Annotated in this window: 26 protein-coding genes; 14 read left to right on the top strand and 12 right to left on the bottom strand. The window is 70.8% G+C overall.

Features of this window, described 5'->3' with window-relative positions; translation table 11 throughout:
• The first annotated feature begins 17 nt into the window (after nt 1-17).
• From EXU48_RS16795 to EXU48_RS16815, 5 genes are all read left to right on the top strand, one after another.
• Nucleotides 18-767 carry an IclR family transcriptional regulator gene (locus EXU48_RS16795; RefSeq protein WP_133108842.1) on the top strand — a complete coding sequence of 250 codons (750 nt, stop codon included), beginning with the start codon at nt 18-20 and terminating at the stop codon, nt 765-767.
• 80 nt (nt 768-847) lie between these two features.
• Nucleotides 848-1,873 carry a thiamine pyrophosphate-dependent dehydrogenase E1 component subunit alpha gene (locus EXU48_RS16800; RefSeq protein ID WP_133108843.1) on the top strand — a complete coding sequence of 342 codons (1,026 nt, stop codon included), beginning with the start codon at nt 848-850 and terminating at the stop codon, nt 1,871-1,873.
• Nucleotides 1,870-2,910 (top strand): alpha-ketoacid dehydrogenase subunit beta, encoded by a 1,041-nt coding sequence (locus tag EXU48_RS16805; RefSeq protein WP_133108844.1) that lies wholly within the window; start codon nt 1,870-1,872, stop codon nt 2,908-2,910. Before EXU48_RS16800 ends, EXU48_RS16805 begins: the two co-directional genes overlap by 4 nt.
• Entirely contained in the window at nt 2,907-3,140 is a 234-nt protein-coding gene (locus tag EXU48_RS16810) for a biotin/lipoyl-containing protein (RefSeq protein WP_133108845.1), read from the top strand. The genes EXU48_RS16805 and EXU48_RS16810 overlap by 4 nt, the downstream gene beginning before the upstream one ends.
• A 168-nt stretch (nt 3,141-3,308) precedes the next feature.
• Nucleotides 3,309-3,866, top strand: coding sequence for a GNAT family N-acetyltransferase (locus tag EXU48_RS16815; RefSeq protein ID WP_207947793.1), 558 nt, complete (start codon nt 3,309-3,311; stop codon nt 3,864-3,866).
• 5 nt (nt 3,867-3,871) lie between these two features.
• Here the strand turns inward: EXU48_RS16815 and EXU48_RS16820 are convergent, their stop codons facing one another.
• The 5 genes from EXU48_RS16820 to EXU48_RS16840 all read right to left on the bottom strand — a co-directional run bounded on the left by EXU48_RS16820 (nt 3,872) and on the right by EXU48_RS16840 (nt 10,296).
• Nucleotides 3,872-5,917 (bottom strand): GMC family oxidoreductase N-terminal domain-containing protein, encoded by a 2,046-nt coding sequence (locus EXU48_RS16820; protein ID WP_165962866.1) that lies wholly within the window; start codon nt 5,915-5,917, stop codon nt 3,872-3,874.
• Nucleotides 5,904-6,779, bottom strand: a complete 876-nt coding sequence (locus EXU48_RS16825) for a carbohydrate ABC transporter permease (RefSeq protein ID WP_133108847.1) — start codon at nt 6,777-6,779, stop codon at nt 5,904-5,906. The genes EXU48_RS16820 and EXU48_RS16825 overlap by 14 nt, the downstream gene beginning before the upstream one ends.
• Nucleotides 6,776-7,738 carry a carbohydrate ABC transporter permease gene (locus EXU48_RS16830; protein ID WP_133108848.1) on the bottom strand — a complete coding sequence of 321 codons (963 nt, stop codon included), beginning with the start codon at nt 7,736-7,738 and terminating at the stop codon, nt 6,776-6,778. The genes EXU48_RS16825 and EXU48_RS16830 overlap by 4 nt, the downstream gene beginning before the upstream one ends.
• 87 nt (nt 7,739-7,825) lie before the next feature.
• Entirely contained in the window at nt 7,826-9,139 is a 1,314-nt protein-coding gene (locus tag EXU48_RS16835; protein WP_207947794.1) for an ABC transporter substrate-binding protein, read from the bottom strand.
• 92 nt (nt 9,140-9,231) lie between these two features.
• Nucleotides 9,232-10,296 carry a LacI family DNA-binding transcriptional regulator gene (locus tag EXU48_RS16840; RefSeq protein ID WP_133108849.1) on the bottom strand — a complete coding sequence of 355 codons (1,065 nt, stop codon included), beginning with the start codon at nt 10,294-10,296 and terminating at the stop codon, nt 9,232-9,234.
• Nucleotides 10,297-10,462: 166 nt separating this feature from the next.
• Between EXU48_RS16840 and EXU48_RS16845 the strand changes: the two genes are divergently transcribed.
• The 4 genes from EXU48_RS16845 (at nt 10,463) to EXU48_RS16860 (ending at nt 14,169) form a co-directional block, all read left to right on the top strand.
• Entirely contained in the window at nt 10,463-11,161 is a 699-nt protein-coding gene (locus EXU48_RS16845; RefSeq protein WP_133108850.1) for a ThuA domain-containing protein, read from the top strand.
• Complete coding sequence (locus tag EXU48_RS16850; RefSeq protein ID WP_133108851.1) at nt 11,146-12,243, top strand: Gfo/Idh/MocA family protein; 1,098 nt, start codon at nt 11,146-11,148, stop codon at nt 12,241-12,243. The genes EXU48_RS16845 and EXU48_RS16850 overlap by 16 nt, the downstream gene beginning before the upstream one ends.
• 286 nt (nt 12,244-12,529) lie before the next feature.
• Complete coding sequence (gene recA, locus EXU48_RS16855; RefSeq protein WP_133108852.1) at nt 12,530-13,579, top strand: recombinase RecA; 1,050 nt, start codon at nt 12,530-12,532, stop codon at nt 13,577-13,579.
• Between the two features lie 14 nt (nt 13,580-13,593).
• Nucleotides 13,594-14,169, top strand: a complete 576-nt coding sequence (locus EXU48_RS16860) for a regulatory protein RecX (protein WP_133108853.1) — start codon at nt 13,594-13,596, stop codon at nt 14,167-14,169.
• A 181-nt stretch (nt 14,170-14,350) separates the two neighbouring features.
• Here EXU48_RS16860 and EXU48_RS16865 read toward each other — a convergent pair whose 3' ends face one another.
• The 4 genes from EXU48_RS16865 to EXU48_RS16880 form a co-directional block, all read right to left on the bottom strand.
• On the bottom strand, nt 14,351-15,238 hold the full coding sequence (locus tag EXU48_RS16865) for an amino acid ABC transporter permease (protein WP_235857088.1): 888 nt from the start codon (nt 15,236-15,238) through the stop codon (nt 14,351-14,353).
• Nucleotides 15,235-15,909, bottom strand: coding sequence for an amino acid ABC transporter permease (locus EXU48_RS16870; protein WP_133108854.1), 675 nt, complete (start codon nt 15,907-15,909; stop codon nt 15,235-15,237). Before EXU48_RS16870 ends, EXU48_RS16865 begins: the two co-directional genes overlap by 4 nt.
• Nucleotides 15,910-16,032: 123 nt before the next feature.
• Nucleotides 16,033-16,917, bottom strand: coding sequence for a glutamate ABC transporter substrate-binding protein (locus EXU48_RS16875; protein WP_133108855.1), 885 nt, complete (start codon nt 16,915-16,917; stop codon nt 16,033-16,035).
• A gap of 49 nt (nt 16,918-16,966) precedes the next feature.
• Nucleotides 16,967-17,719 carry an amino acid ABC transporter ATP-binding protein gene (locus EXU48_RS16880; protein ID WP_133108983.1) on the bottom strand — a complete coding sequence of 251 codons (753 nt, stop codon included), beginning with the start codon at nt 17,717-17,719 and terminating at the stop codon, nt 16,967-16,969.
• A gap of 245 nt (nt 17,720-17,964) precedes the next feature.
• On the opposite strand from EXU48_RS16880, the gene miaB reads away from it, so the two are divergent.
• Nucleotides 17,965-19,464, top strand: coding sequence for a tRNA (N6-isopentenyl adenosine(37)-C2)-methylthiotransferase MiaB (gene miaB / locus EXU48_RS16885; protein WP_235857104.1), 1,500 nt, complete (start codon nt 17,965-17,967; stop codon nt 19,462-19,464).
• Nucleotides 19,465-19,479: 15 nt separating this feature from the next.
• On the opposite strand, the gene EXU48_RS16890 is transcribed toward miaB, so the two are convergent.
• Both EXU48_RS16890 and EXU48_RS16895 read right to left on the bottom strand, forming a co-directional pair.
• The gene (locus EXU48_RS16890) at nt 19,480-19,926 is read right to left on the bottom strand and encodes a YbjN domain-containing protein (protein WP_133108857.1); all 447 of its coding nucleotides are present in this window, start codon (nt 19,924-19,926) and stop codon (nt 19,480-19,482) included.
• Nucleotides 19,923-20,435 (bottom strand): type III secretion system chaperone family protein, encoded by a 513-nt coding sequence (locus EXU48_RS16895; protein ID WP_133108858.1) that lies wholly within the window; start codon nt 20,433-20,435, stop codon nt 19,923-19,925. The genes EXU48_RS16890 and EXU48_RS16895 overlap by 4 nt, the downstream gene beginning before the upstream one ends.
• Before the next feature lie 166 nt (nt 20,436-20,601).
• Here EXU48_RS16895 and miaA point away from each other — a divergent pair, with 166 nt between their 5' ends.
• The 3 genes from miaA (at nt 20,602) to EXU48_RS16910 (ending at nt 23,089) form a co-directional block, all read left to right on the top strand.
• Complete coding sequence (gene miaA / locus EXU48_RS16900) at nt 20,602-21,498, top strand: tRNA (adenosine(37)-N6)-dimethylallyltransferase MiaA (protein WP_207947804.1); 897 nt, start codon at nt 20,602-20,604, stop codon at nt 21,496-21,498.
• Entirely contained in the window at nt 21,495-22,445 is a 951-nt protein-coding gene (locus EXU48_RS16905; protein ID WP_133108859.1) for a diaminopimelate epimerase, read from the top strand. The genes miaA and EXU48_RS16905 overlap by 4 nt, the downstream gene beginning before the upstream one ends.
• Before the next feature lie 101 nt (nt 22,446-22,546).
• Nucleotides 22,547-23,089, top strand: coding sequence for a dihydrofolate reductase family protein (locus tag EXU48_RS16910; RefSeq protein ID WP_133108860.1), 543 nt, complete (start codon nt 22,547-22,549; stop codon nt 23,087-23,089).
• A 12-nt stretch (nt 23,090-23,101) separates the two neighbouring features.
• Here EXU48_RS16910 and EXU48_RS16915 read toward each other — a convergent pair whose 3' ends face one another.
• Nucleotides 23,102-23,701 carry a class I SAM-dependent methyltransferase gene (locus tag EXU48_RS16915; protein ID WP_235857089.1) on the bottom strand — a complete coding sequence of 200 codons (600 nt, stop codon included), beginning with the start codon at nt 23,699-23,701 and terminating at the stop codon, nt 23,102-23,104.
• 343 nt (nt 23,702-24,044) lie between these two features.
• Between EXU48_RS16915 and EXU48_RS25360 the strand changes: the two genes are divergently transcribed.
• On the top strand, nt 24,045-26,303 hold the full coding sequence (locus tag EXU48_RS25360) for an HNH endonuclease signature motif containing protein (RefSeq protein ID WP_133108862.1): 2,259 nt from the start codon (nt 24,045-24,047) through the stop codon (nt 26,301-26,303).
• Nucleotides 26,304-26,459: the final 156 nt, after the last annotated feature.

The raw sequence follows: 26,459 nt of genomic DNA on the forward strand, positions 1-26,459 counted from the left end.
CAGAGCGGGAGGTCCTCATGGCAGAGCCGACCATCATCCACTCGGTCGTCCGAGCGCTGCGACTGCTGAACGAGGTCGCCGAGTCGGCGGTGCCCGTCACCGCCAAGCAGTTGGCGAGCCGCACCGGCACACCGTTGCCGACCGTCTACCACCTGCTCCGCACCCTCGTGCACGAGGACTACCTGACCCGGACCGCGCAGGGATACCTGATCGGCGACCACGTCGACCGGCTTCGAGGGGCGACGGTCGGCGGGCTGCGCACCGATCGGGCCCACGAGATCCTCAGCTCGCTGCACGCCGACCTGGGCGCCGCGGCCTATCTGTCCGTGCTGGTGGACGGGGAGATCCAACTGCGGGACATCGTGGACAGCCCGGGTGCTCCGCGGGCGGACCTGTGGGTCGGCTTCCACGACGCCGCCCACGCCACCGCCCTCGGCAAGGCGGTGCTCTCGGCCCTGCCCGACGACGCCCGCCGGGACTACCTCGAGACCCACTCCCTCGAGGACCTGACGCCGCGGACGCTGACGGACCGGCGGGCACTGCTGCGCCAACTCGGCACCCAGGCGCGGTTCCGACTGGACCGCGAGGAGTACTCGCTGGGCACGGTCTGCATCGCCGCCCCGGTGCCCTCGGAACAGACGGTCGCGGCCGTCGCGGTCTCCGTCCCCGCGCACCGCGGCGCCGAGGTCCTCGCCCGCGCCGTACGGCTGACCCGCGCCGCCACCCTGATCGCACTGAGCTCCGACGAGGGCGCTATCACCATCTGAAATAACGCCCGTTGCCGCCGTGCTCGCGCCGGGTGAGGCTGGAGCTGTCGAGGGGACCGACCAGCCAACGGAGGCATGACATGTCGACGACCACACCCGCACCATCGGTGCAGGGACTCGAGCCTGAGGTCCGGCTCGGTCTGTACTCCTCGATGGTGCTCGTGCGCACGTTCGAGGAGGCGATCCTGCGGGAGTACCACGCGGACAAGGGTCCGGGCTTCGACATCGGCAAGGGCCTGGTCCCGGGCGAGATGCACCTGGCGGCCGGGGAGGAGCCCGTCTCCGCCGGGGTCTGCGCCCACCTCACCGCGAACGACGCGGTCACCGCCACCCACCGCCCGCACCACTTCGCCATCGCCCACGGCATGGCGCTGCGCCCCATGGCTGCGGAGATCTTCGGCCGGACCTCCGGGCTCGGCCGAGGACGCGGTGGGCACATGCACCTGTTCGACCCGGACACCCATTTCTCCTGCTCCGGGATCATCGCCGAGGGCTACCCGCCGGCGCTCGGCATGGCGTTCGCGTTCACTCGACGGGGCAGCGACGCGATCGCCGTCGCCGTGACCGGGGAGGGTGCGGCGAACCAGGGCGCGTTCCACGAGTCGCTCAACCTCGCGGCGCTCTGGAACCTGCCGGTCGTGTTCGTCGTCGAGGACAACGACTGGGGCATCTCGGTACCCCGGTCGGCGTCCACGTCGATCCCGAACAACGCCGACCGGGCCGCCGCCTACGGCATCCCCGGCCACCGGGTCGAGGGCAACGACGTCGACGACGTCCACGAGGTGGCCGGCCGGGCGGTCGCACGCGCCCGAGCGGGGGAGGGGCCGAGCCTGATCGAGGTGCACACGGTCCGGATGTGGGGCCACTTCGAGGGCGACGCCCAGGGCTACCGGCCCGATCTTGCCGAGGTCGGCGACCGTGACCCGATCCCCGCCTACGAGGATCGGCTCCGGTCCGCGGGCGTCCTGGACGACGAGCAGATCGCCCGGATCCGTGCCGACGCCACCGAACGCGTCGAGGACGCCATCACGTTCGCCAAGGGCAGCCCGGAGCCGGACCCGGCCGAGGCTGGGATGTACGTGTTCGCCGAGGAGGCGCAGTCATGACGCTCACCGACACCCCACCGGCATCCCGGGCGCAGGCCGGCCGGCGGCTGAGCACGTCCAAGGCCATGGTCGAGGCGATCGCGCAGGAGATGGAGCGCGACGAGTCCGTGTTCTACCTCGGGGAGGACGTCGCTGCCTACGGCGGCATCTTCTCCTCGACGACCGGCCTGTTGGAGCAGTTCGGTCCGAAGCGGATCATCGACACCCCGATCTCCGAGACGGGCTTCATCGGCCTCGCCGTCGGCGCCGCCACCGAGGGCATGCGACCGATCGCCGAACTCATGTTCGCCGACTTCATGGGCGTCTGCCTGGACCAGATCTACAACCACATGGCCAAGATCCACTACTTCTCCGGCGGCCGGGTGAAGGTACCGATGGTGCTCACCACGGCCGTGGGTGGTGGCTACTCCGACGGCGGCCAGCACTCCCAGACGCTCTGGGGCACGTTCGCCCACCTGCCCGGGATGAAGGTCGTGGTGCCGTCGAACCCGGCGGACGCGAAGGGCCTGATGACCTCCGCCATCCGCGACGACTCGCCGGTGGTGTACATGTTCCACAAGGGCATCATGGGCCTGCCCTGGATGGCCAAGAACCGCCGGTCCATCGACCTGGTCCCGGAGGGGGAGCACGTCGTTCCGATCGGGAAGGCGGCCATCGCCCGGGCCGGATCCGATGTCACCGTGGTCACCCTCTCGCTGTCCGTCCACCACGCCTTGGACGTGGCGGACACGCTCGCCGGCGAGGGGATCGACGTGGAGGTCCTCGACCTGCGCTCGCTGGTGCCGCTGGACCGGGAGGCGATCCTGGCCTCCGTGGCCAAGACCCGCCGGCTCGTCGTGGTCGACGAGGACTACCTCTCCTTCGGGCTGTCCGGGGAGGTCGTCGCCTCCGTGGTCGAGTCCGATCCGTCGCTGCTCACCGCGGTGCGGCGGGTCGCACTTCCGGACGTGCCGATCCCGTACGCCCGCTCCCTCGAGTACGCCGTCCTGCCCCGCCACGACCGCATCGAGGGCGCCATCCGGGGCGTGCTCGCATGACCGACGTCGTCTTCCCCGTCCTGGACCGGACCACACCCGAGACCGAGGGGGTCCTGGCCACCTGGTTCGTCGCCGACGGCGAGACCGTGGCCGCCGACCAGCTGCTCGGTGAGGTCCAGGTGGACAAGGTCGACGCCGAGGTGACCGCTCCCGTCGCGGGCACCGTGCACCTACTCGTGTCCGAGGACGACGCCGTCGTCCAGGGCGCGCCGATCGCGCGCATCGAGTAGGCAGGAACCACGGGGCGCCGGGAATCCACCCAAGGACCCGGCGCCCCGTGTTCGTCCGCGCACGCCCGACGGCGCAGGTACGCCGGGCGGGCCGCTCGCCGTGGGTGAGGGGGCCCGGCCGGGCAAAAGCGTTGCCGTCACCGTCCGCGGGCCCCTACCGTGCGGCGGGTGGAACAGAGGACACCGACCGAGATCCGTCGCGAGCAACCGGGGGAGCGGGACGCCGTCGGGCAGGTGATCCGCGCCGCCTTCGGCACCGACGGTGAACAGGTCGCCGCGCTCGAGGCCGCGCTGCGCGCCGACCGGTGCGGTCGTGACGGGTGCTCCCTCGTCGCGGACACCGGCGACGGCGTCGTCGGGCAGGTCCTGATCACCCGGTCCTGGCTGGACGCGCCGCGCGAACTCGTGGAGGTGGGTGTGCTCAGCCCGCTCGCGGTGGCGCCGGACCACCAGCGCCGTGCCATCGGGGCGGCCCTCGTCCGCTCGGCGCTCGCCGCCGCGGCCGACCTCGGGCTGCCCGCCGTCTTCCTCGAAGGGGACCCGGGGTACTACCCCCGGCTCGGGTTCGTGCCCGGCGGCACGCGCGGTTTCACGGCGCCGTCGGTGCGAATCCCACCGGCCGCGTTCCAGGTGGTGACGTTGCCCGCGCATCGGGACTGGATGACCGGGGCGCTGGTGTACGCGGACGTGTTCTGGGAGCTGGACTGCGTGGGACTGCGCGGCTGAGGACCTCAGCCCGGCCAGTTCGCCACGAGGTGCTCGGCGACCCGGAAGGCGTTCGCCATGATCGTCAGCGTCGGGTTCACCGACCCGTTCGTCGGGTGCAGCGAGGAGTCGCACACGACCACCCGACGCGCCCCGTGCAGGCGACCGTAGGGGTCGGTGGCGGAGTTCTCCGGCGAGGTGCCCATCCGCGCCGTGCCGCACGAGTGCTCGCCCGCGGCCGAGGCCGTCGCCGTCCCGACGAGGCGGCGCACGTCCGCGGCGCCGGCCGCCCTCAGCCAGACGGCACCCTCGCGGGCCATGCCGTCGTCGACCTGGAGGGAGGCCGGGTGCACGTCCTTGCGCAGCATCGCGCCGGGACGGCCCCACCGGTCCCGGACCCGCGGGCTCAGACCCACCCGGGACGTCCCGACCGGGATCTCCTGGCCCATCCCGAACACCCCGAACACGTGCGCCCGGCCGGTGCGCATCCACTCCTTGTGGCCGGCGCCCCACCCGGGCACCCCCGGTGCGGGCGCGCCGGCGGAGGTCAGCGGCAGCAGGCTCATCAGGTCCACGAGGACCCCGCCGCCCCAGGGCACCGTGGCGGCGTGCACATGATCGAGGGTGGCGATGCTGTGGCCCGGCCCCACGTACGGCTTCACCGGGTCATCGACGGTGCCGAGGATGCTGACGAACCGGTGGTCGTGCAGATGGCGGCCGAGGTGGTCGTTGCCGAGGCCGGAGGCGAGGAGCAGACGTGGCGTCTCCACCGCACCGGCGGCGACGACCACCACGTCCGCGGCCACCTCGAGGGCGACCGGTTCCGGTCCGGAGGCGCCGACCATGACCGTGACGCCGGCGGCGCCGTGGTCGTCGCGGACCTCGATCACCTCCGCGTCCTGGAGCAGGTCGCACCGGCCGGTGGCGAGGGCCGCCGGGATGACCGTGTTGTGGGCGCCGTTCTTGGCGTCGACCGGGCAGGCGTGGCCCACGCACTGCGCACACCGCACGCACGCCGACCGGCCCGCGTGCGGGACGCTGTTCAGGGCCAGCGGGATCGGACCCCAGCCCCAGCCGAGGTCCTCGGCCGCCCGGGCGAGCAGCTCGCGGGCCGGCTCGGTGCCCATCGCCGGCATCGGGTAGCCACCCGAGCGTGGTGTGCGCGCGGTGAGCGCGCCCTCGGCGCCGGCCACGCCGAGCTCCGCCTCCGCCCGGGTGTAGTAGGGCTCCATCTGCTCGTAGTCGACCGGCCAGTCCACCAGGCTGGCGCCGTCGGGATTGCCGTAGACCTCCCGCATCCGGAAGTCCTCGGGCAGGAACCGCCACGCCATCCCCTGCCAGACCCGGGTGCCGCCGCCGAGGACGTCGGCGTTGAGACCGTACAGGCCGGCATCGGTCGCCACGTCCACCACGACCGGGCCGTCTGAACTGTTCGCGGTGTCGAGCTCGCGCGGGTACCCCGGGCCGGGCCCGACCGTGGGGGAGTACACGGCGTTGCGTTTGCCGCGCAGGTGGTCGCCGCGCAATTCGGCGTTCGAGCGGGCCGGTGCCCGCTCGACGAGCAGCACGTGCCGCCCGGCGGCGGCGAGCACGCGCGCGGCGGTACCACCGCCCGGGCCGCTGCCGACCACGATGGCGTCGTACCGCCGTCGTACCTGCCCGACATCGACCGAGCCGAGCGGCTCGGGCTCGACCGGGACCACCCCCGGCGGCACCGGCGCGAAGCCGACCATGGCCAGACCGGCAGGGGAGTGGCCGGCACTCGCCGCGTAGTACCCCTCCCAGCACAGCCGCCGGAGCAGTTCGAAGCCGGGCCCGAGGGTCGGGTCGGCCTGCGCGGCCCGCAGGCCCTCGTCCTGCGCCGCCGGCGCCAGTGCCCCGAATCCGGCGGCGCCGTGGGCTCGCGCCCACACGTCCAGGCCCGCGGCGAGATCGGCCAGGACCGCCCGCGCCGGCTCCCCGACGAGCGGCGACTCCAGGTGCCGGCGGACACCACCGGCCCAGCCACCCGGCCAGCCGTCGGCCGGAATCACCCGGTCGACGGCCGTCCGGAGGGTGTCATTTCCCGGCAAGCGAGCCCCCGATCCCACCGACGCTGAAGTACTTGTTCAGCACCCCGAACACGATGATCGGCGGCAGCATCATGACGACGGCGACCGCCATGACCAGACCCCAGTTCGTCGAGTTCTGCTGGAAGAACGTCTGCACCCCGATCGGGAGGGTGTAGTTGTAGTCCGACCGCAAGAACACCGTGGCGATCAGGTAGTCGTTCCAGCTCAGCAGGAACGCGAAGATCGCCGTCGACAGCACCCCGGGCAGGGAGTTGCGGAGCACGATCCGGACGAACCCGCCGAACACGCTCACCCCGTCCATCCAGCCGGCCTCCTCCAGGCTGATCGGGATCGAGTCGTAGTAGGCCGCCATCATCCAGATGGCCACCGACATCGTGGAGCCGACGTAGACGATGGTCACCCCGGTCAGGCTGTCCACCAGGTTGAGCCGTGCGAACAGGATGAACAGCGGGATCACCGCGGTCACGATCGGCAGGGACTGGATGATGAACAGCAGCAGCGAGTAGCCCGAGACCAGTTTGTTCCGGCCGCGGGACAGCACGTAGCCTGCTGGTGCGGCCACGGCCACCGCGATCGCGACCGTGATCAGCGTGACAACGAGGCTGTTCTGCAGCCAGAGCAGCACGTTCGTGCCGGCGAAGACGTTCGCGAAGTTCTCGAACGTGAACGGAGCCGTGACCGCGCTGCCCAGGGCGGGCTGGAGGGACAGGTACAGCACGGCGACGATCGGGACGATCGTGATGGCGGTAACCACGAGCAGCACCGTGAACCGCCACCAGCGTCCCCGCAGCTCGGCCTCGGTCGCGATCGGACGGCGAGCCGCCGCCCTCGGGGAGGTACGGGACAGGGTCGCGGCGCTCATTCGATGTCCACCTTTCGGACGCGGCGGTACAGGATGACCGAGATCACCACGAGCACGACCGTCATCAGGAACGCGATCGCGACGCCGGGCCCGGTCTCGAAGTCCAGGAACACGGTGCGGTAGGCCTGAACCACCAGGGTCTGGGTGGCGTTCACCGGGCCACCGCCGGTCAGCAGGAACACGGTCGGGAAGTCGTTGACGCAGAAGATCGTCATCAGGATCCAGCTGATGTAGGTCGACTTCGCCGTCAGCGGCAGGGTCATCGTGCGCAGCAGCTGGGTGCCGCTGGCCCCGTCCACCCGGGCCGCCTCGTAGACGTTCTGGTCCACGGAGGCCAGGGCCGCGCCCATCATCATCATCATGAACGGGAAGCTGATCCAGACCTTGAAGATGCAGACCGTGATCTGAGCCAGCAGCGGGTTCGCCAGGAACAGCACCCGCCCGAAGCCGAGCGCGTCGGCGAGGATCGGCAGCGGACTCTGCGGGGTGGCCACGAGCCAGTTCCAGGACGTCGCCGAGACCACCACCGGCACCACCCAGGGCAGCAACAGGAGCACCTTGAAGACGCCCCCGGCCGGGATCCGGTGGCGCAGCAACAGCGCCAGTCCCATCCCCATCGCCCAGCTTCCGAACACCCCGACGAGGGTGAACACCAGGGTGAACCGGGCCGCCTGCCAGAACACCGGGTCGGTCAGCACGGCCTCGTAGTTGGCCAGACCGACGAAGTCACCGGCGGCGATCAGGTCCCCGTCCCGCACGGACTGGACGCCCGCGTAGAGCACCGGGTAGGCGTTCAGCAGCAGGACCAGGAGGATCGAGGGCAGGACCAGGGCGAGCATGGTCACATTGCGTGGGCTCAGGACGCGCTTGGGGCGCGCATCCGGCGGGCGGCCGGCGCCGCCGACGCCGAGTCCCGAGCGCGCGCGGCGCAAGGACTGCGCCACGGAATCGGTTGACATGCAACTCCTTCGTTGACAGGTGCGGTGGGCGGTGCGTTCCGGAGTGGGCCGCGTCGGCGGTGCGGCGCCGCCGCGGCCCCGAGCGGCTCAGCCCTCGAGGGCCTGCTGCAGCGTGGTCAGCGCCTCCTCGGCGGTCGCCGCACCGGACAGGATCGTCTGGGTGAAGGTGCCCATGGCGGGGGTGCCGTCGACGTCGGTGACGCCGAGGAACAGCGCGTCCGAACCGGGCGCACCCCAGGTCCGTGAGATCGGCTGCCACTCCTCGATGATCTTGACCGCGTTCGCGTCGGACTGGAACTCCGGGGTCTCGGCGATCGACCGGAGCGGCGGCAGCCCGATCCCGGTGTGCTCGGTCCAGAGCGGCGCCATGTTCTGGTAGTAGTAGGTCAGGAAGGCCTCCGAGCCCTCCTGGCTCGGGGTGTTCGTGTACATCATGATGTTGTTCGGGAAGTAGAGGGCGCCCTGGTCGCCGTGCGGGCCCACGAGCGGGCTGTTCACGGTCAGTTCCGCGGCGACGTCTCCGCCCACGTTGGCGGCGAGCCCGGCGCCGTCCCAGCCCATCCCGAACCGGCGGTCCTTCCACTGGGTCTGCACGTTGTCGCTGGTGTAGGTGACCGAGCCCGGGTCCACGTAGCCCTTGGCCACCATCTCGAGGACGAACTCCATCGCCTCGATGTTGGCGTCGGTGACGCAGTCCGGCTCCTGGTCGGCGTTGAACAGGCCGCCACCGTTGTTGATCATGAAGCTGGTCATGATGTGGCTGCCGGTGAAGCTCCCCGAGCCGGCACCCACCCCGAAGCTGTAGACGCCGATTCCCTTGAGGGCTTCGCTCACCTCCAGGTAGCTCGGCCAGTCCGTGGGCGGCTCGACACCCGCCTGGTCGAGCAGCGTGGTGTTGTACCACATCACCCGCATGTCCAGGTTGTAGGGGACGGCGGCGTACCCGCCCTCGACCTTCATCGCATCGATCAGGCCGGGCAGGAAGTCGTCGTACAGCCCGTTGGACTTCCAGCTCTCGAGGAGGTCGTCTGCGTAGGCGATCTTGCCCTGTGACTCGAACAGGAACGCCTGGGTGCCACCGCCGGAACTGACCGCGGGCCCGGTGTTGGAGGCGACGGCCGAGGAGAACGTCTGGGTGAAGTTCGCCCACTGGATCTCCTGGTAGACGGCGGCGGGCAGGTCACCCTCGGGCGCGTACGCCTCGGTGATCTCCTTGTCGCGCGGGTTGAACTCGGTGCCACCCCATGGCATGTTCCAGAACTTGAGGGTGTCGCCACCGCCGCCACCACCGCCGGAACCGCCGCCGGAGCAGGCGGCGAGGGCACCGGCCGCGGCCGTGCCGCCGGCGACGCCGAGGAATCCGCGGCGGCTCAGGGCCGCCTTCGAAGCACGCATTGACATGTCGGGTCCTTTCTCGCGGCGGCGCCATCGCCTGCCGCCTTGTTCAGCATTGAACTTGCGGACCACCCTCCGCCCCGAGGGTGAGTGGCCGTCTAGCCGTCCTCCTCCTTCCCGGTCCGGTGCGGTTCGCCGACAGCTGGCCCAGGGGCAGTGCTGCCCCGGGCGACCAGACGGGTGGCGAGTTCCTCACGCGGGGTGTGGCCGTCACCCACGATCGGGTCGGCACCACCACGCACCCGCAGCAGCATCCGCAGTGCCGCGGCGCCCATCTCGGCGACCGGTTGGCGGATCGTGGTCAGTTGCGGTGTCGTCCAGCGGGCCTCCGGGGCGTCGTCGTAGCCGATCACCGAGAGTTCCTCGGGCACCCGCACGCCGAGTCGCCGGGCCGCCTCGAGGGCGCCCAACGCCATGTTGTCCGAACAGGCGAACACGGCGCTCGGACGGTCCGGTCGCTCGAGCAGCCGGATGGCCGCGGACACCGCGCCGACGTAGGCCCAGTCCGCATGCACCACGTCACACTCGCGCACCTGCAGTCCGTGCTCGCGCAGCACCGAGCCGAAGCCGTCCACCCGGGCCTGGCCGTACAGGTGGTTGGGCGCTCCGGCGATGACCCCGAGGTGTCGGTGCCCGAGGTCGACCAGGTGCTGGGCGGCGGCTCGGCCACCGGCCCAGTTGCCAGCGCCGACGCTCGGGACGTGCGCCGGGGGATCGGTGCGCGGGTCCATGATGACGACCGGGATCCTCGCGACCGCGAGCGCGGCGTACTGCTCGGACGTGGGTTCCACCAGGGCCAGCACCGCACCGCTCGAGCGTCGCGCGACCAGGCGCGCGGCCCAGTCCCGGTCGACGGCGGGGCGGGCGACCATCACGACGACGTCGAGCCCGACGAGGTTCGCCGCGAACTCCACTCCGGACAACGCCCGGTTCGCCCAGGTGCCCTCGACCCCGCTGATCACCAGGTCGATGAGACCGCTCTCATCGTCGGCGCGCGCGGCCCCGTGCGCGCGGCGGCTGCGGTAGCCGGTCTCGGCGACGGCAGCAAGGACCCGGGCGCGGGTGGCGGCCGAGACATCGGTACGTCCGTTGAGCACCTTGGACGCCGTTGGCACGGTCACTCCGGCGCGCTCGGCCACATTGGCGAGGGTGACGGGGGACACATTCCGGAGGCTAACAGTTGCGCAACGTGTTGCCTAGAGGTTCACCCTTGATGGTGAGAAATAGACATGGCATGCTTCCTGGGAGTCGAAGCGGATCGAAGAAGTTGCGCAACAACCTGTCGCTCGGCGCGGACCGACAACCTCCAGGCAAGGACACGGATATCCCATGGCAGACAGATCGGCCCTCATCGTCCGCGGCGGCTGGGACGGCCACCAACCCGTCGAGACCACGGACTCGGTCATCCCGTTCCTCCAGGCCAACGGCTACGAGGTTCGGGTGGAGGAGTCCCCGGCCGTCTACACCGACGCGGACTACCTCGCGGGCGTCGACCTGATCGTCCAGACGAACACCATGAACACGATCGAGCGCGAGGAGCTCGCCGGCCTCATCGCCGCCGTCCGGGCCGGCACCGGGCTCGGCGGGTGGCACGGCGGGATCGCCGACTCCTACCGCAACAGCGCCGACTATCTGCACCTGATCGGCGGCCAGTTCGCGCACCATCCGCCGAAGGCGCCGAAGGACCAGTTGCCGGGTGAGCAGTCGGACAACTACGTGCCCCACACGATCGACATCGTGCCCGAGCGGGCCGACCATCCGATCGTCGCCGGGCTGACCGACTTCGATCTGGTCACCGAGCAGTACTGGGTCCTGACCGACGACTACAACGACGTCCTCGCCACCACCACGCTCGCCGCCCGCGACTTCGACCCGTGGCACCGGCCGGTCACCACCCCTGCCGTGTGGACCCGCCAGTGGGGTGCCGGCCGCGTCTTCGTGTGCACCGCCGGGCACCGCCTCGAGGTCCTCGACGATGAGAACGTACGCACCATCGTGGAACGGGGGCTGTTGTGGGCGAGCCGCTGAACGTCGGCATCATCGGGGTCGGCAACATCTCCGGCCAGTACTTCGAGGCGCTCACGCGGCTGCCCGGACTGCGCCTGGTCGCCGTCGCGGACGCCGACGCCGACCGGGCCCGCTCGGTCGCCGCCGAACGCGGGGTGCGGGCGGTGTCCGTGGACGAACTGCTGGCCGACGGCGGAACCGACGCGGTCCTGAACCTCACCATCCCGGCGGCGCACGCCGACGTCGCGCTGCGCGCGCTCGAGGCGGGTAAGCACGTCTACGGCGAGAAGCCGTTGGCACTCTCGGTCGCACAGGCCCGGCCGGTGCTGGCGGCGGCCGCCGAACGCGGCCTGCGGGTCGGGTGCGCGCCGGACACGGTGCTCGGCACCGGCATCCAGACGGCGAGGCAGGTGCTCGACAGCGGCGGCATCGGCGACCCGGTCGGCGCCCATGTGCACTGGAGTGCCCCCGGGCACGAGCGCTGGCACCCGGCCCCGCACTTCTACTACCAGCCGGGCGCCGGGCCGCTGTTCGACATGGGCCCGTACTACCTCACCAGCCTGGTCACCCTCCTCGGGCCGGTGGTCCGGGTCTCGGGCACGGCGACGGCGTCCGGCCGGGAGCGGTCCGTCGCCACCGGCCCACTGGCCGGTTCCGCGATCGACGTGGACGTCGCCACCCACGTGAGCGCGCTCCTGGAGCACGCCGACGGCGTCACCTCCACGGTGACCGTGAGCTTCGAGGTGTGGGCCACCCGGGCCCCGCTGTTCGAGGTGTACGGCACGGCCGGGACGATCGCCGTGCCGGACCCGAACCGGTTCTCCGAGCCGGTCGAGGTGTACACCCCGGACGCCCCGGAGTGGTCGCCGGTGCCGGTGTCCGCCGGCTACGCCGACGCCGGCCGTGGCTACGGTCTCGCGGACCTGGCCCGGGCGCTGGAGACCGGCCGCCCGCACCGGGCCGGCGGTGACCTCGCGCTGCACGTGCTGGACATCATGGAGTCGATCCTGGTGGCCGCGGACTCCCACCGGGTGGTGGATCTCGCCACCACCGTCGACCGCCCCGAACCCGTGCCGGCGGGCGCTGCTCCGGACACCTGGTAGTCGCCACGAGCACGACGCCGGGCGGAGGATCACGACTCGCTCGGCGTGTCGGGAGCCAGGAACTTCGGATCGAACGGCCGTTCGTCTAGGGTTGTGGACAGGTGAGGGACGGAACCGTGTCATCCACAGCCAGTGGGTGTTCGGAACCGGATGTCGGTGGTCGGACATAGCCTTCGTCGCAGGTTGCCGCCCGGAGAGGGCGGGTCCCTGAACAGACCAGCCCTGGTCCGAACATGCGGTGGAGCTCAGCGAGCATCTGCCCGAGACGAAAAGTGAAGGTGACACCATGGCTGCACCCGTTGCAGACCGCAGCAAGGCCCTCGAGGCCGCCCTCGGCCAGATCGACCGCGCATTCGGCAAGGGATCGGTGATGCGCCTCGGCGACGACACCCGCCCGCCGGTCGCCGTGATCCCCACCGGTTCCATCGCGCTCGATGTCGCGCTCGGTATCGGTGGCCTGCCCCGTGGCCGTATCGTCGAGATCTACGGTCCCGAATCGTCGGGAAAGACGACCGTGGCGCTGCACGCGGTGGCCAACGCCCAGAAGGCCGGCGGGATCGCCGCGTTCATCGACGCCGAGCACGCCCTGGACCCGGAGTACGCGAAGAAGCTCGGCGTGGACACCGACGCACTGCTGGTCTCGCAGCCGGACACCGGCGAGCAGGCGCTCGAGATCATGGACATGCTGATCCGCTCCGGTGCCCTGGACATCGTGGTCATCGACTCCGTCGCCGCGCTCGTGCCGAAGGCCGAGATCGAGGGCGAGATGGGGGACAGCCACGTGGGCCTGCAGGCCCGGCTGATGTCCCAGGCGCTGCGCAAGATCACCGGTGCCCTGAACGCCTCCGGTACCACCGCGATCTTCATCAACCAGCTCCGCGAGAAGATCGGCGTGTTCTTCGGAAGTCCTGAGACGACCACCGGTGGCAAGGCGCTGAAGTTCTACGCCTCGGTCCGCATCGACGTGCGGCGTATCGAGACCCTCAAGGAGGGCACCGACGCGGTCGCCAACCGCACCCGCGCGAAGGTCGTCAAGAACAAGATGGCCCCGCCGTTCAAGCAGGCCGAGTTCGACATCGTCTACGGGGTCGGCATCTCCCGCGAGGGCAGCCTGATCGACCTCGGCGTGGAGCACGGCATCGTCCGCAAGTCCGGTGCCTGGTACACCTACGAGGGTGACCAGCTCGGGCAGGGCAAGGAGAACTCCCGCCGGTTCCTCAAGGACAACCCCGAGCTGGCCGAGGAGATCGAGAAGAAGATCATGACGAAGCTCGGCATCGGCAAGCCGCTCGAGGCCGTGCCGGGCGCCGCGGCGGGCGACGCCGTCGACTTCTGAACGGTCCACGGCCGATGGGCTTCGCACAGCAACGTTCCGGCGGCCGGGGGAGTGAACCCCCGGCCACCGGAGCCGCAGCCGTCGACTCAGAACCCGATCAGGAGTCCGTCGCACGCAACATCGCGCTGCGGCTCCTGACCCACTCGCCACGCTCCCGCGCCCAACTCGAGGAGGCGATGGCGAGGAAGGACGTGCCGGCCGAGGTCGCTGCCAAGATCCTCGACCGGTTCGAGGAGGTCGGGCTTGTCAACGACGTCGAGTACGCCGAGATGCTCGTGCGCACCCGGCGAAGCGAGCGTGGGCTGGCCCGCCGGGCCCTGGCCACCGAATTGCACCGCAAGGGCGTGGACCGGGAGATCGCCGAAGAGGCGCTCGCGGCCGTCGACCCCGAGGACGAGGAGGCCACGGCGCGGGACCTGGTCCGTCGCAAGGCCCGCTCCAGCGCCGGCCTGGACCATGAGAAGCGCCGGCGACGTCTCGTCGGCATGCTCGCCCGGAAGGGCTACTCACCCTCCGTGGCGCTGCGGGTCGTGGACGAGGTGCTTGCCGAGGAGGACGACGACGCTCATGACAGGGCCGGCGGCCTCTGACTGATGACCGACGCCACTGGTGGAGTCTCTCGGGCGGGTCGGGCGCGGGCTCCTTCAGCGGGGACTTGACGACGAGCTGCCGGCCCGTGCATCAGCCGATCGCGTCGTCGAGGCTGGCGACGGAGATTGACCTGAACCGAACTCGTACCTCGCGGCACGAACGGCGGCCGTCAGCCGGTCGCTACTTGGTGCCGCCCACGGCGGGCACCGTGACGGCGTTCGGGGGCGCTGGGTTCGCGCGGGCCCTTCCGGACGTCCGGCCACCGACCCGGCGGGCCACGAGTTCGGCGATCCGCGACAGGATGAAGTTCAGAACGATGAAGATCACCGCGGCCATGAACAACGTCTGCAGGATCGGGAACGGCGCGTCGCTGCCGAGCAGTCGCGCGGCCCGCAGTAGCTCGGTGTAGGTGATCAGGGCACCGAGCGCGGAGTCCTTGAGGATCACCACGAACTGGCTCACCAGAGAAGGGAGCATTGCGATCAGAGCCTGCGGCAACTCGATGAACCGGATGGACTTTCCGCGGGTCATCCCGATAGCCAGCCCGGCCTCCCGCTGTCCCTTCGGCAGCCCGTAGACCCCGGAACGCACCAGTTCGGCGATCACGGAACCGTTGTAGAGCGTCAAGCCGATGACGACGGCGATCAGCGGATTCGTTTCGGGTGTGGTCAATCCGAGACGCGGGAGCATCGCGTAGAGCGCGAACATCATGATGAGCACCGGAACCGCGCGGAAGAACTCCACCACCGCTCCGCAGAACCAGCGCACGACCCGGTTCGAGGCGAGCCGGCCGACACCGAAGAGCAGGCCGAAGACCATGGCCAGGACGATCGAGTAGGCGGCGGCGATCAGTGTGTTCTGCAGACCCGGCAAGAAGTAGTACTGCCACGAGCGCGCTTCGATGAGCGGCTTCCAGAGCTCCGCTGCGAACTGGCCCTTGCTCGCCATCTGGGCGACGACGAAGGCGCCGATACCGATGACGACTACGGCGCCGACGATGTTGCCGATCATCTGGTTGCGTCGCGCCCTGGGCCCCGGCGCGTCGAACAGGACGGAGTGGGAACTCACCGGCTCACCGCCAGACGCTGGGAGAGGTAGGTCACGGCGAGGCCGACCGGGATCACGATGATCACGAACCCGGCAGCGATCGTCAGGAAGATCGGGAGCACGTAGTTTCCGTTCTGGTCGAGCATCTCCTTCATCAGGATGGAAACCTCTGGAACCGAGGCCGCCGCCGCCACGGTCGTGTTCTTGACCAGCGCGATGAGCGTGTTGCCCAGGGGGGCGACCGCGCCGCGGAAGGCCTGGGGCAGGATGACGAGGCGGGCGGCGGACAGGAACGGCAGCCCGATCGCACGGGCAGCCTCGGCCTGGCCCAGGGGGACCGTGTTGATCCCCGACCGCAGGGCCTCGCACATGAAGGAGGCGTGATACACGCTGAGGGCGACCACGGCGAGCCAGAAGAAGTTGATGGAGAAGGTCTCCGAGAACTGGACGCCGAGCACCGGCCAGAGCACGAGCACCGCGAAGACCACGATGATCGTGAGAGGCGTGTTGCGCACGAGCGTCACGTACGTCGTCCCTGCGAAGCGGAGCGAGGAGACCGGCGCGATCCGCATCATCGCCAGGATGGTGCCGATGATCAGGGAGAAGATCGCCGCGAAGAACGTCAGACTCAGGTTGATCCAGTACGCGCCCAGAATGTCGTAGTTCGAGAGCACCTCAAGGAAGTCACTCAACGGCACGCCTCCTTCGGGTGTCGTTCGGGGCCGATCGGCCGCTCACCGGGCAGGGCGCAGACCGGGTGCCGGTGCGCCGCGATCGGTGGGGCGGACCCGTCATCCGCCCCACCGATCTTGGGTTCAGGACGCGCACTCCCGCAGCGTCGGCGGGTTGAGGTCCGCGTTCGGGGTGTACCCGGTGCCCTCGGTGTTGTCCGTGATGAACTGTTCCCAACTGCCGTCGTCGAACATGGCCTGGATGGCCTCGTTGATCGCCTCACACTGGTCCGAGCCCGGGGGCAGGCCGACACCGTAGTTCTCCTCGGAGAACGGGTTGCCCACCACCGTCATGGATCCACTGCCCTCGGCGGCGGCGAGGCCGGCGAGGATGATGTCGTCGGTGGTCACCGCATCCACCTGTCCACCGATCAGGTACTGGATGCACTCCGAGTACCCGGGCTGCTCGATCAGCTGCACCTGGTCGGCGAAGTCGTCCTTGATCCGCTGGGCGGAGGTCGAACCGGAGACCGAACAGAGGTTCTTGCCGTTCAGGTCCTCCGGCCCGGTGATCTCGGTCTCGTCGGCACGCACCAGCAGGTCCTGACCGGCGACGAAGTACGGGCCGGCGAAGTCGACGACCTCGTCACGGGAGTCCGTGATCGAGTAGGTCGCGAAGATCATGTCGACCTGACCTCCCTCGAGCATCGTCTCGCGGTTCGCGGAGACGGCCTCGACCCACTCGATCTGGTCGGGGCTGTAGCCGAGCTCCCCGGCCACATAGGTCGCGACGTCCACGTCGAAGCCGGTGTACTCGGCGCCGTCCTGGAAGCCCAGCCCGGGCTGGTCGAACTTGATGCCGATCCGGATCGTGTCGCCGCCACCGTCACCGGCGTCGGCCCCATCGGTGGTCTCGGCGCCGGTGTCCCCGCCGGCGTCGTCGGGGTCGCCCGCGTCGGCCTGGCAGGCGCCCAGGGTGAGGGCGCCGATCGCTGCCATCGCGGCAATCGCCACTCGCGTTCTCTTCATCGTTGTCTCCTTGTGGTTGGCAACTGTTGTGGTCGGGTTATCGGCCGGGTCAGTGGGTGAGGATCTTGCCGAGGAAGTCCTTGGCGCGGTTGCTGGTCGGGTGGTCGAAGAACGTGTCCGGGTCCGCCGATTCCACGATCTGGCCGTCGGACATGAACACCACGCGGTCCGCGGCCTTGCGGGCGAAGCCCATCTCGTGGGTCACCACGACCATGGTCATGCCCTCCTTCGCGAGGGCCACCATGACGTCGAGGACCTCGTTGACCATCTCCGGGTCGAGGGCGGAGGTCGGCTCGTCGAACAGGATCACCTTCGGCTGCATCGCCAGTGCCCGGGCGATCGCCACGCGCTGCTGCTGCCCACCGGACAGCTGCGCCGGTAGCTTGTCCGCCTGGTTCGCGACGCCGACCCGCTCGAGCAGGCCCATCGCCAGCTCCTTGGCCGCCTTCGGCTTCATCTTCTTGACCTTGATCGGCCCGAGCGTGACGTTCTCGAGGATCGTCTTGTGGGCGAACAGGTTGAACGACTGGAACACCATGCCGACGTCGGCCCGCAGCCGGGCCAGGGCCTTGCCCTCCTCCGGCAGCGCCTGCCCGTCCAGGGTGATCGAGCCGTCGTCGATCGGCTCCAGCCGGTTGATCGCGCGGCACAGGGTGGACTTGCCCGAGCCGGACGGACCGATCACCACCACCACCTCGCCGCGGTGCACGGTGAGGTTGATGTCCTGGAGCACGTGGAGTTCGCCGAAGTGCTTGTTGACGCCCTCCAACACCACCAGTGGTTCGCCCGAATGGGCGGGCATACCGCGGTCGTCGTCTGCTGTGACACCGGTCACGGAACTATCAGCCATGGGTGCAACCTAGTCGCTCAATGTTTCGCTGGCGACGCAGCAGGGGTAACAGTGCGGACACGATCGGCTCATCCAGCCGTGCTACCCGCCCTCGGCGCACCCGGAACTGGCCCGGCAGAACCGCCGTAGAATCAACGATCGTGACCGCTGAACTGACCCACCCACGCACCTATGTGGTGCGCACCCTCGGCTGCCAGATGAATGTCCACGACTCCGAGCGCATGTCCGGCCTGCTCGAGGACGCCGGGTACGTCAGCGCCGAGACCGCCGGCACCGGGTCCCTCATGGCACAGGCCGACGGTGCCGACGTCGTGGTCATCAACACCTGCGCCGTGCGCGAGAACGCCTCGGATCGGCTCTACGGCAACCTCGGCCAGCTCGCCTCCCTCAAGCGGGACCGGCCCGGCCTGCAGATCGCCGTCGGCGGGTGCCTGGCCCAGCAGGACCGGGCCGGCATCGTGGCCCGGGCGCCCTGGGTGGACGTGGTGTTCGGCACCCACAACCTCGACGTCCTCCCGGCACTGCTGGAACGGGCCCGGCACAATGACGAGGCGCAGGTCGAGATCGAGGAGTCGCTCAAGGTCTTCCCCTCGACGTTGCCGACCCGGCGGGAGAGCGCCTACGCGGCGTGGGTGTCGATCTCGGTCGGCTGCAACAACACCTGCACGTTCTGCATCGTCCCGCACCTGCGCGGCAAGGAGCGCGACCGCAGGCCCGGCGACGTGCTCGCCGAGGTCGGGGCCGTCGTCGCCGAGGGCGCGCTCGAAGTGACCCTGCTCGGCCAGAACGTCAACTCCTACGGCGTCGGGTTCGGCGACCGCGGCGCGTTCGCGAAGCTCCTGCGTGCGTGTGGCCGGATCGAGGGCCTGGAGCGGGTCCGGTTCACCTCTCCGCACCCGGCTGCGTTCACCGACGACGTCATCGACGCCATGGCGGACACCCCGAACATCATGCCCTCGCTGCACATGCCGCTGCAGTCAGGCTCCGACGCCATCCTGCGGGCGATGCGCCGCTCCTACCGCAGCGAGCGGTTCCTCGGCATCCTCGAGCGGGTCCGGGACCGGATGCCGGAGGCGGCGATCACCACGGACATCATCGTCGGATTCCCCGGTGAGACCGAGGCGGACTTCCGGGCCACCCTCGACGTGGTCGAGGCTTCGCGGTTCGCCAGCGCGTTCACGTTCCAGTACTCCCAGCGGCCCGGCACTCCCGCCGCGGACCTGCCCGACCAGGTGCCCGCCGACGTGGTGGCCGAGCGTTACGGCCGCCTCCAAGCGCTGCAGGAGCGGATCTCCGCCGAGGAGAACGCCGCCCAGGTCGGGCGCACCGTCGAGGTGCTCCTCGCAGAGTCCGAGGGCCGCAAGGACGTCGCCACCCGTCGCCTGAGCGGCCGGGCAGCGGACAACCGGCTGGTGCACGTCGGCGTGCCCGACGGCGTCGCGAACCTTCCCGAGGACGCCCGCCCCAGGCCGGGTGACCTGGTCACGGCGGTGGTCACCGACTCCGCGCCGCACCACCTGCTCGCGGACTCCGGCCTCGCCGGAGGCCGCTTCGAGGTGCGCCGGACCCGGTCCGGCGACGCTTGGGCGGCGCGCCGACGCGCCGCCGCTACCGCGGCGAGCAACACGACGGGTGAGCCGGCGACGTCGGCGAGCCGCGCCGTCGGGCTCGGCATGCCCACGGTGCGCCGCGCCTGACCAGGCGAGGCCGACTCAGGAGCCGAACGCGGCCGTCAGCGCCCGCAGGCATTGCCCGGACGTGGCCAGCCCGAGGTTGACCGCCTCCGCGAACTGTTCGTCGGTGGCACCGCCGCTGAAGTCGGCGACGTAGAGGGTACGGACCGTGAGCCGGTCCTCGGCGTCCGAGGACCAGAACACGGTGGGCCAGATGTGCTCGCGGTGCCAGTCGTTGGCGAAGCCGATCAGGTCGGACTCCCGGGCAGCCGTGATCGGGTGCGCGAACGAACCCCGGACCTGGAGCACGCTCACCTCACCGACCCGGATCGCGAGCTCGAACGGGTACGCTCCCCAGACGCCGCGTAGCCCGTTGCGGCCGACCGGGGTGACCGCGAAACCCTGTGCCTGGGCGAACGCCCGCAACCGTCCGATGCTGATCGGGTACGGCCAGTCGGAGGCGGGCAGGTCGGCCGGGGAACTCATGCCAGTCCGCCCGGGGCCTGCAGCACGGGGTCGGGATAGCGGTCGTCCAACTCGGCGAACACCGCGAGGGCGGTGGTGATGGCGGCCCGGATCGCCCGGCCGAGCTGGTGCTCGGACAGCCCCGCCCGCAGCGGGGTGGCGGACTCGGCGCAGAACCGCATGGTGCCGTCGTCATGCACGAGCAGGAAACACTTCGGCCAGAGGGTGCGGGCGTGGCGGGCGTTGACGAAGTCCATCAGCTCGGCGCGGCGCTCGATCGTGATCCGCCGGTTCCACTGCGCGCGGATCTGCAGCACTTCGTTCGCACCCGCCAACGCGACCGTGAACACGTGCCCGTTCCAGAGTCCACCGAGGTGGGAGTCGTCGGAGACGAAGAACTTCTGGTCATGCTCGCGCAGCCACGCCTTGAGCCGGTCCCGGTCGACCGGGAGGACGTCCTCCGAGAGCGCCGCCTCGGAGCCCGCGGCGTCATCGGCGGGATCCGGCTGAGCGTGATCGGAGGCTGCCATCGCGTCCAGTCTAGGTCGCCCCCGACCCGACCCACTCTCCCCGCCGAGATCGGACCCACTGCCTCGAGGTCGCCGGTCCCCAGGTCCGATCGCGAGGCGCCAGGCGCGAGGCGACCGGGGGCGAGCCGGGGTCGATCGAGCCGGTAGGTTGCCTCACGTGCCGAACCTGGATTTGCCCGTGGTGGCCGTGGTGGGTCCGACCGCCAGCGGCAAGTCCGACCTCGCCCTGGATCTGGCCGAGGCCCTCGGTGCCGAGATCATCAACGCCGACGCCATGCAGCTCTACCGCGGCATGGACATCGGCACCGCGAAGTTGCGCCCGGAGGAGCGTCGCGGCATCGCCCACCACCAGCTGGACGTGCTCGAGGTGGACACCGACGCCACCGTGGCCGCCTACCAGACGCACGCCCGCGCCGACCTGGCCGACATCGCCGAGCGCGGCCACGCCGTCGTCGTGGTCGGCGGCTCCGGACTGTACGTGCGTGCGCTGCTGGACGACCTGACCTTTCCCGGCACCGACGAGGCGATCCGGTCCGCGCTCGAGGAGCGCGCCGAGACCGAGGGGCCCGGGGTGCTGCACCGCGAGCTCGAGGCTGCGGACCCGGTCGCGGCGGCCCGGATCGACCGCCGCAACGCCCGCCGGATCATTCGGGCGCTCGAGGTCATCGCCATCACCGGCGCGCCGTACTCGGCGAACCTGCCGAGCCACGACTCCCACATCCCGGCCGTGCACGTCGGGGTGGACTGGCCGCGGCCGGTCCTGCACGAGCGCATCGACGCGAGAGCGCGGCAGATGTTCGACGGCGGACTGCTCGCCGAGACGCAAGGCCTCCTCGAGCGGGGGCTGGAGAGGGGCCGAACCGCCCGCCGTGCGGTCGGCTACGCGCAGGCGCTGGCGGTGCTGCGCGGGGAGACGGACGTGGCGACGGCGGTCGCCGACACCGCGCAGGCCACCCGCCAACTGGCCCGCCGGCAGATGACCTGGTTCCGGCGCGATCCCCGCATCGCCTGGCTCGCCCCGGGCCCCGATCTGGCCGGGCGGGCCCGTAGGCTGCTGTCATGACTTCACCTGTTGCGGCGACCGTGCACACCTTCGTCAAGGGCCACGGGACCGGCAACGACTTCCTGCTGTATGCCGACCCCGACGGCGCCGCCCCGCTCAGCACGAGCGAGGTGGCTGCGCTCGCCGACCGGCACACCGGCATCGGCGCGGACGGTGTCATCCGCGCGGTGCGCAGCGCCGCGATCACCGACGGCGCAGCCGGGGCCGGTGCCACCGGGCGGGAGCCGGCGGCGTTGTGGTTCATGGACTACCTGAACGCGGACGGCTCCGTCGCCGAGATGTGCGGCAACGGGATCCGGGTGTTCGTCGCCTTCCTCCGGCACGCCGGGCTGCTCGCCCTGGGCGACGGGGACACCGTGCAGGTCGCCACCCGGGCCGGGGTACTCGGCGTGCGCCGGGAGGGTGCGGCCTACGCGGCGGACCTGGGCCTGTGGAGCGCCCCGGGCGGCACCGAGGCACTCGCCCAAGGGTTCGACGTCAGCGTCGCGGTGGCCGGCCTCGACGAGCCTCGACCGGGCCTGCGGCTCGACCTGCCCAACCCGCACACCGTGATCGCCCTGGAGGAGCTCGAGCAGCTCGAGGCGCTCGATCTCACCCAGGCCCCGATCGTGGAACCGGCGCCGGCCCACGGCACCAACGTGGAGTTCGTGGTGCCGCTCGGGGAGCGTGAGGTGGACGTCGTCGACCGGACCGGGGCCGTGATCGGCTCGAAGACCGTTGGCGTGGTCCGGATGCGGGTGCACGAGCGCGGGGTGGGCGAGACCCTCTCCTGCGGGACCGGGGCGTGCGCCGCCGCGCTCGCGGTGCGCACCTGGTTCGGCGCGGGTGCCCCGCAGGAATGGATCGTGCAGGTCCCGGGCGGAGAACTGCGGGTGCGGATGCTGCCCGAGGACCACGTGGAACTGGCCGGACCGGCCGAGCTCGTGGGCGAGTTCCGGACGATCTGAGCCGACGCCGTCGGGCGGGCCCCGGTGAGTTCCGACGGTGGCGGCGGTCCAACGAAACCGGACCGAGCCTTTCGGTCTGCGACCGAACAGAGGGTGGGCCCATGAACGACCTGATCTACTCGGCGACGATGTCCGCCGACGGCTACATCGCGGGACCGGGAGGCGACATGTCCTGGCTCGGCCCGTTCACCGGCGCCGACACCGCCGCCGACGAACTCGCGGCCCGGACCGGGGCGCTGCTGGTCGGCAACACCACCTATGGCGGTGACGACCCCAACGAAGGTACCGACGCCGAGGGAGCGTTCGGGGGCACCTGGCACGGTCCACAGTTCGTCCTCACCCATCGCCCACCGACGACCGCGGCCCCCGACGTGACCTTCACCGATGACCTCGAGTGGGCGGTCGGCGCGGCGCGGGCGGCGGCGGGGGAGCGGGACGTCAACGTACTCGGCGCCGACGTAGCGCGGCAGTGTCTCGAGCTGGGCCTGTTGGACGAGGTGGTCGTGTTCGTGGTCCCGGTGCTGCTCGGGGACGGCGTGCGGCTCTTCGACCGGCCCGGCGGCCGACCGGTGCGCCTGGAGCACATCGCGCGGAGCACCGAGGCGGAGTCGACGTACCTACGGATGCGGGTGCTCAAGGACTGAGGGTGCAGGCCCTCAGCGCACGGTCAGGACCCGGAAACCGTTCACGCTGGTCAGCCTGGTCACGTCCCGGCCCAGCTCCGCCGCGATCCACCGCTGCAGCGAATCGGAGCCGAGGTTGCGCTGCACCACCAGCTGTGCCCGGGCGCCCGGGGTCAGGCGTGGCAGCCAGGTCCGCAGGATCTCGTGCAGCGCCGCCTTGCCGATCCGGATCGGCGGATTGGACCAGAGCGCGTCCAGGCGTAGGTCCGGCTCTGCGGCGAGGAGGTCCTCGGGCAGGTGCGTCTCGACGTTCGTCAGGCCGAGCCGGGTGGCGTTGTCGGCCGTGAGGGCGAGGGCCCTCTCGTTGACGTCGACCGCGAGCACCCGCGCCTCGGGGGAGGCGAGGGCCATCGCGATCGCGATCGGCCCCCAGCCGCAGCCGAGGTCCAGCAGCGTGCCGGTCGCGGGCGGATCCTCGACGGCGTCCAGCAGAACCGTGGTGCCCGGGTCCAGCCGGTCCCCGGAGAAGACGCCGGCGGCGGTCTCCAGCCGGACGCGGTGACCCCGGATCGGGACCTCGATCTCGCGGCGTCGCTCCGGCCCGCTCGGCGTGACCGAGAAGTAGTGGGACACGGCACGAGCGTAGTGCCCGCCCGGTCCGTCGGGCGCCGCCCGGCCCACTGGTCCGTCCAGGGCGGCGTGGGTCGTCGAGCCAGCGACCGCCGCCCGGCGTGCCGACGGGCCGCCACCTCCGGAACGGTTGGGCCCGGTGGTCCCAGCCTGTGGTTGGGGTGTCATCGGGGGTGCGTTTTGGGGCCTGGGTGGGGTGGTTTGAGGGCCCGATTTCCCGTATCCACAACAAAAATCTGGATCTTGCAATGTCGGAGGTGCGGTCTAGTGTTGGCAGCAGTAATCGAACATGCGTCCGAGACTGGGTGAGGTTCGGACCCACAAGCCCGACGGGAGGTGAGCATCCATGGACGACACCACAACCACCGGCACCGGGGCCGGTGGGGTGTCGGGTGTGGGTGTGGCGCTCGCGTCCCGTGCGCATCTGCCCCTGAGTGAGCTGCTGACCGGTTCGCTGGAGGACCAGCTTGTCGCGTTGGAGGCGTTGACCGCGACGATCAATCTTCTCGATCCGGTCGAGGAGTCCGATCGGTACGGGTCCAGGTTCCTGGGTGGGGCTGCGGCCCGCGCTCACAGGGTCACCGAGGCCCTGACCGGTGCGGTGCTGGACTGGATGGGCGCCGAGCAGGAGGCCGGGACCTGGGACACCTCCGGCCGGTTCCGCACCTACCCCCACTTCGTCGCGACGACCTACGGGATCTCCGGGGCCACCGCGCGAGGTCTGGTCTCGTTGGGGACCGGGCTGCGCAACGGTCTGCCCGCGACCCGGCGGCGGTTGCGGTCGGGCCTGATCGGGCTGGACCAGGCCCAGATCATGCTCAAGACCACCACCACCCAAGCCACCGCCGACGCCCTCCAACTACCCTCCACCCCCGAGAGCGACGGGAACCCCACCGCCGGCACCGGTGGCACCGGGACTGCCGACTCGCCGGATCCAGATGGTGTGGACAACGCCGAGGGCTCGGTGGGCGTAGATGCCCCCGCTGGCACCGACACACCGGGCACCGACGGCACCCACGCGTCGGGCAGTGACGCGCCGGGCAGCGACGTGGCCGTCGGGGCTGTGGGCGTGGGGCGGGTGTCGACGGTGGAGGAGCTCTTGCTCGAGCACGCCGCGACCCGGCCCCCGGAGGAGTTGCGCCGGTTGGTCAACCACTTCGTGCAGATCGCCGACCCCGACACCACCGATACCGCGCACCGAGCCGCCTCCGACCGCGAACACCTCACCATCGACCGCACCCTCGGCGGCTACCACGTCGAAGGATTCTTGACGTTGGAGCACGGTCAGTACATCCGCACCGCCCTGGAAGCACTCATGGGCCCACCCGCAGCCGCAGAGACCCGCACCTCCTCCCAACGCCGCGCCCAAGCCCTCGCCGACCTGGCCCACTTCGCCCTGGACCAGGGCAAGGTCGGCACCAGCGCCAGCGTCCGCCCCCACCTCGGCGTCCTGATCACCACCCCCGAATTCCTCAACCTCATCAACACCACCGAAACCCAGACACCAGCCCCGACCAACCCGACCGGCACACCCGACGCGGCCGGCACCGCCGCGGCCGGTGCGGCACCGGTGGCCGACCCCCTGCCCGGACTCGACCCCACCAGCCCGACCGAGGCTCCCACGCAAACACCCGAGTCCCCGACCGGCCCCGACGGGACAGCTGCGCCCACGCCCGTCCCGCCTGCCGCCGACGCCGCGGCTCCAGCAGGCCCGACCGAGGCGCCCAGCCAAGCACCCGGGCCCGCGACCGGTCTCGACGGGACAGTTGCGCCCACGCCCGCCCCGCCTGCCGCGGCTGCAGTAGGCCCGATCGAGGCTCCCACCCAAACACCCGAGCTCGCGCCGGGCCACGACGGCACAGCTGCGCCCACGCCCGGCCCGCCTGCCGCGGCTGCCGCCGACGCCGCGACTCCAGCCAGCCCGACCGAGGCTCCCACCCAAACACCCGAGCCCGCGACCAGCACCAACGGGACAGCTGCGCCCACGCCCGGCCCGCCTGCGGCCGCTGCCGCGGACGCCCCGACTCCAGCAGGCCCGAGCGACGCTCCCACACAAACACCCGAGCCCCCGACCAGCCACAACGGCACAACTGCGCCCACGGCCGCCCCGCCCGCTACCGGCGCACCCACGCCCACTCCCGCCACCGCTCCTGCCGCTCCTGCCACCAAGGACTGGCCCGGGATACTCACCCGCGGACCCGCGACCTTCACCGACAACACCGGCCCAGTACCCCGCGACCTGCTCGAGCGGATCATCAACTGCTCCGGCGAGGTCTACCGGATAATCTTCAGCCCCGACAACGAGGTCATCAACCACGGCCGCGCGCACCGGCTGTTCACCCCCTCCCAACGCCGAGCCCTCATCACCCGGGACCGCCACTGCACCGCACCCGACTGCACCGTCCCACCCGAACGCACCGAGTCCCACCACGCCCGATGGTGGAGCAACGGCGGCGACACCGACCTCGACCAAGCCGCACTCCTGTGCTACTACCACCACCGCTGGGTCCACACCCACAACATCACCATGACCCGACAAGCCGGCCGCTGGCACTTCTACCGACACGACGGCACCGAGATCCACCCCACGAACCCCACCTGGTGATGGGGAACCCACCATGGCAGTGAGGGCGTCGGGCCTGGGTCATTGGCCGGAACCGCGGAGCCTCTGCCCGCGGGGCCGGCCGGTCCGATCGGCCGGAGCGCACCTGCGGGCAGGCGCCCCAGCGACGTCGCGGCTCTCAGCGAAATCACTTGGGAT

The organism is Occultella glacieicola, from assembly GCF_004353825.1.
Classification (GTDB): Bacteria; Actinomycetota; Actinomycetes; order Actinomycetales; family Beutenbergiaceae; genus Occultella; species Occultella glacieicola.

Coding starts and splice junctions, on each gene's coding strand:
- EXU48_RS16795 (WP_133108842.1), top strand. CDS start 18: ATGGCAGAGCCGACCATCATCCACTCGGTCGTCCGAGCGCTGCGACTG.
- EXU48_RS16800 (WP_133108843.1), top strand. CDS start 848: ATGTCGACGACCACACCCGCACCATCGGTGCAGGGACTCGAGCCTGAG.
- EXU48_RS16805 (WP_133108844.1), top strand. CDS start 1,870: ATGACGCTCACCGACACCCCACCGGCATCCCGGGCGCAGGCCGGCCGG.
- EXU48_RS16810 (WP_133108845.1), top strand. CDS start 2,907: ATGACCGACGTCGTCTTCCCCGTCCTGGACCGGACCACACCCGAGACC.
- EXU48_RS16825 (WP_133108847.1), bottom strand. CDS start 6,779: ATGAGCGCCGCGACCCTGTCCCGTACCTCCCCGAGGGCGGCGGCTCGC.
- EXU48_RS16830 (WP_133108848.1), bottom strand. CDS start 7,738: ATGTCAACCGATTCCGTGGCGCAGTCCTTGCGCCGCGCGCGCTCGGGA.
- EXU48_RS16835 (WP_207947794.1), bottom strand. CDS start 9,139: ATGTCAATGCGTGCTTCGAAGGCGGCCCTGAGCCGCCGCGGATTCCTC.
- EXU48_RS16845 (WP_133108850.1), top strand. CDS start 10,463: ATGGCAGACAGATCGGCCCTCATCGTCCGCGGCGGCTGGGACGGCCAC.
- recA (WP_133108852.1), top strand. CDS start 12,530: ATGGCTGCACCCGTTGCAGACCGCAGCAAGGCCCTCGAGGCCGCCCTC.
- EXU48_RS16860 (WP_133108853.1), top strand. CDS start 13,594: ATGGGCTTCGCACAGCAACGTTCCGGCGGCCGGGGGAGTGAACCCCCG.
- EXU48_RS16875 (WP_133108855.1), bottom strand. CDS start 16,917: ATGAAGAGAACGCGAGTGGCGATTGCCGCGATGGCAGCGATCGGCGCC.
- EXU48_RS16880 (WP_133108983.1), bottom strand. CDS start 17,719: ATGCCCGCCCATTCGGGCGAACCACTGGTGGTGTTGGAGGGCGTCAAC.
- miaB (WP_235857104.1), top strand. CDS start 17,965: ATGAATGTCCACGACTCCGAGCGCATGTCCGGCCTGCTCGAGGACGCC.
- EXU48_RS16890 (WP_133108857.1), bottom strand. CDS start 19,926: ATGAGTTCCCCGGCCGACCTGCCCGCCTCCGACTGGCCGTACCCGATC.
- EXU48_RS16895 (WP_133108858.1), bottom strand. CDS start 20,435: ATGGCAGCCTCCGATCACGCTCAGCCGGATCCCGCCGATGACGCCGCG.
- EXU48_RS16905 (WP_133108859.1), top strand. CDS start 21,495: ATGACTTCACCTGTTGCGGCGACCGTGCACACCTTCGTCAAGGGCCAC.
- EXU48_RS16910 (WP_133108860.1), top strand. CDS start 22,547: ATGAACGACCTGATCTACTCGGCGACGATGTCCGCCGACGGCTACATC.
- EXU48_RS25360 (WP_133108862.1), top strand. CDS start 24,045: ATGGACGACACCACAACCACCGGCACCGGGGCCGGTGGGGTGTCGGGT.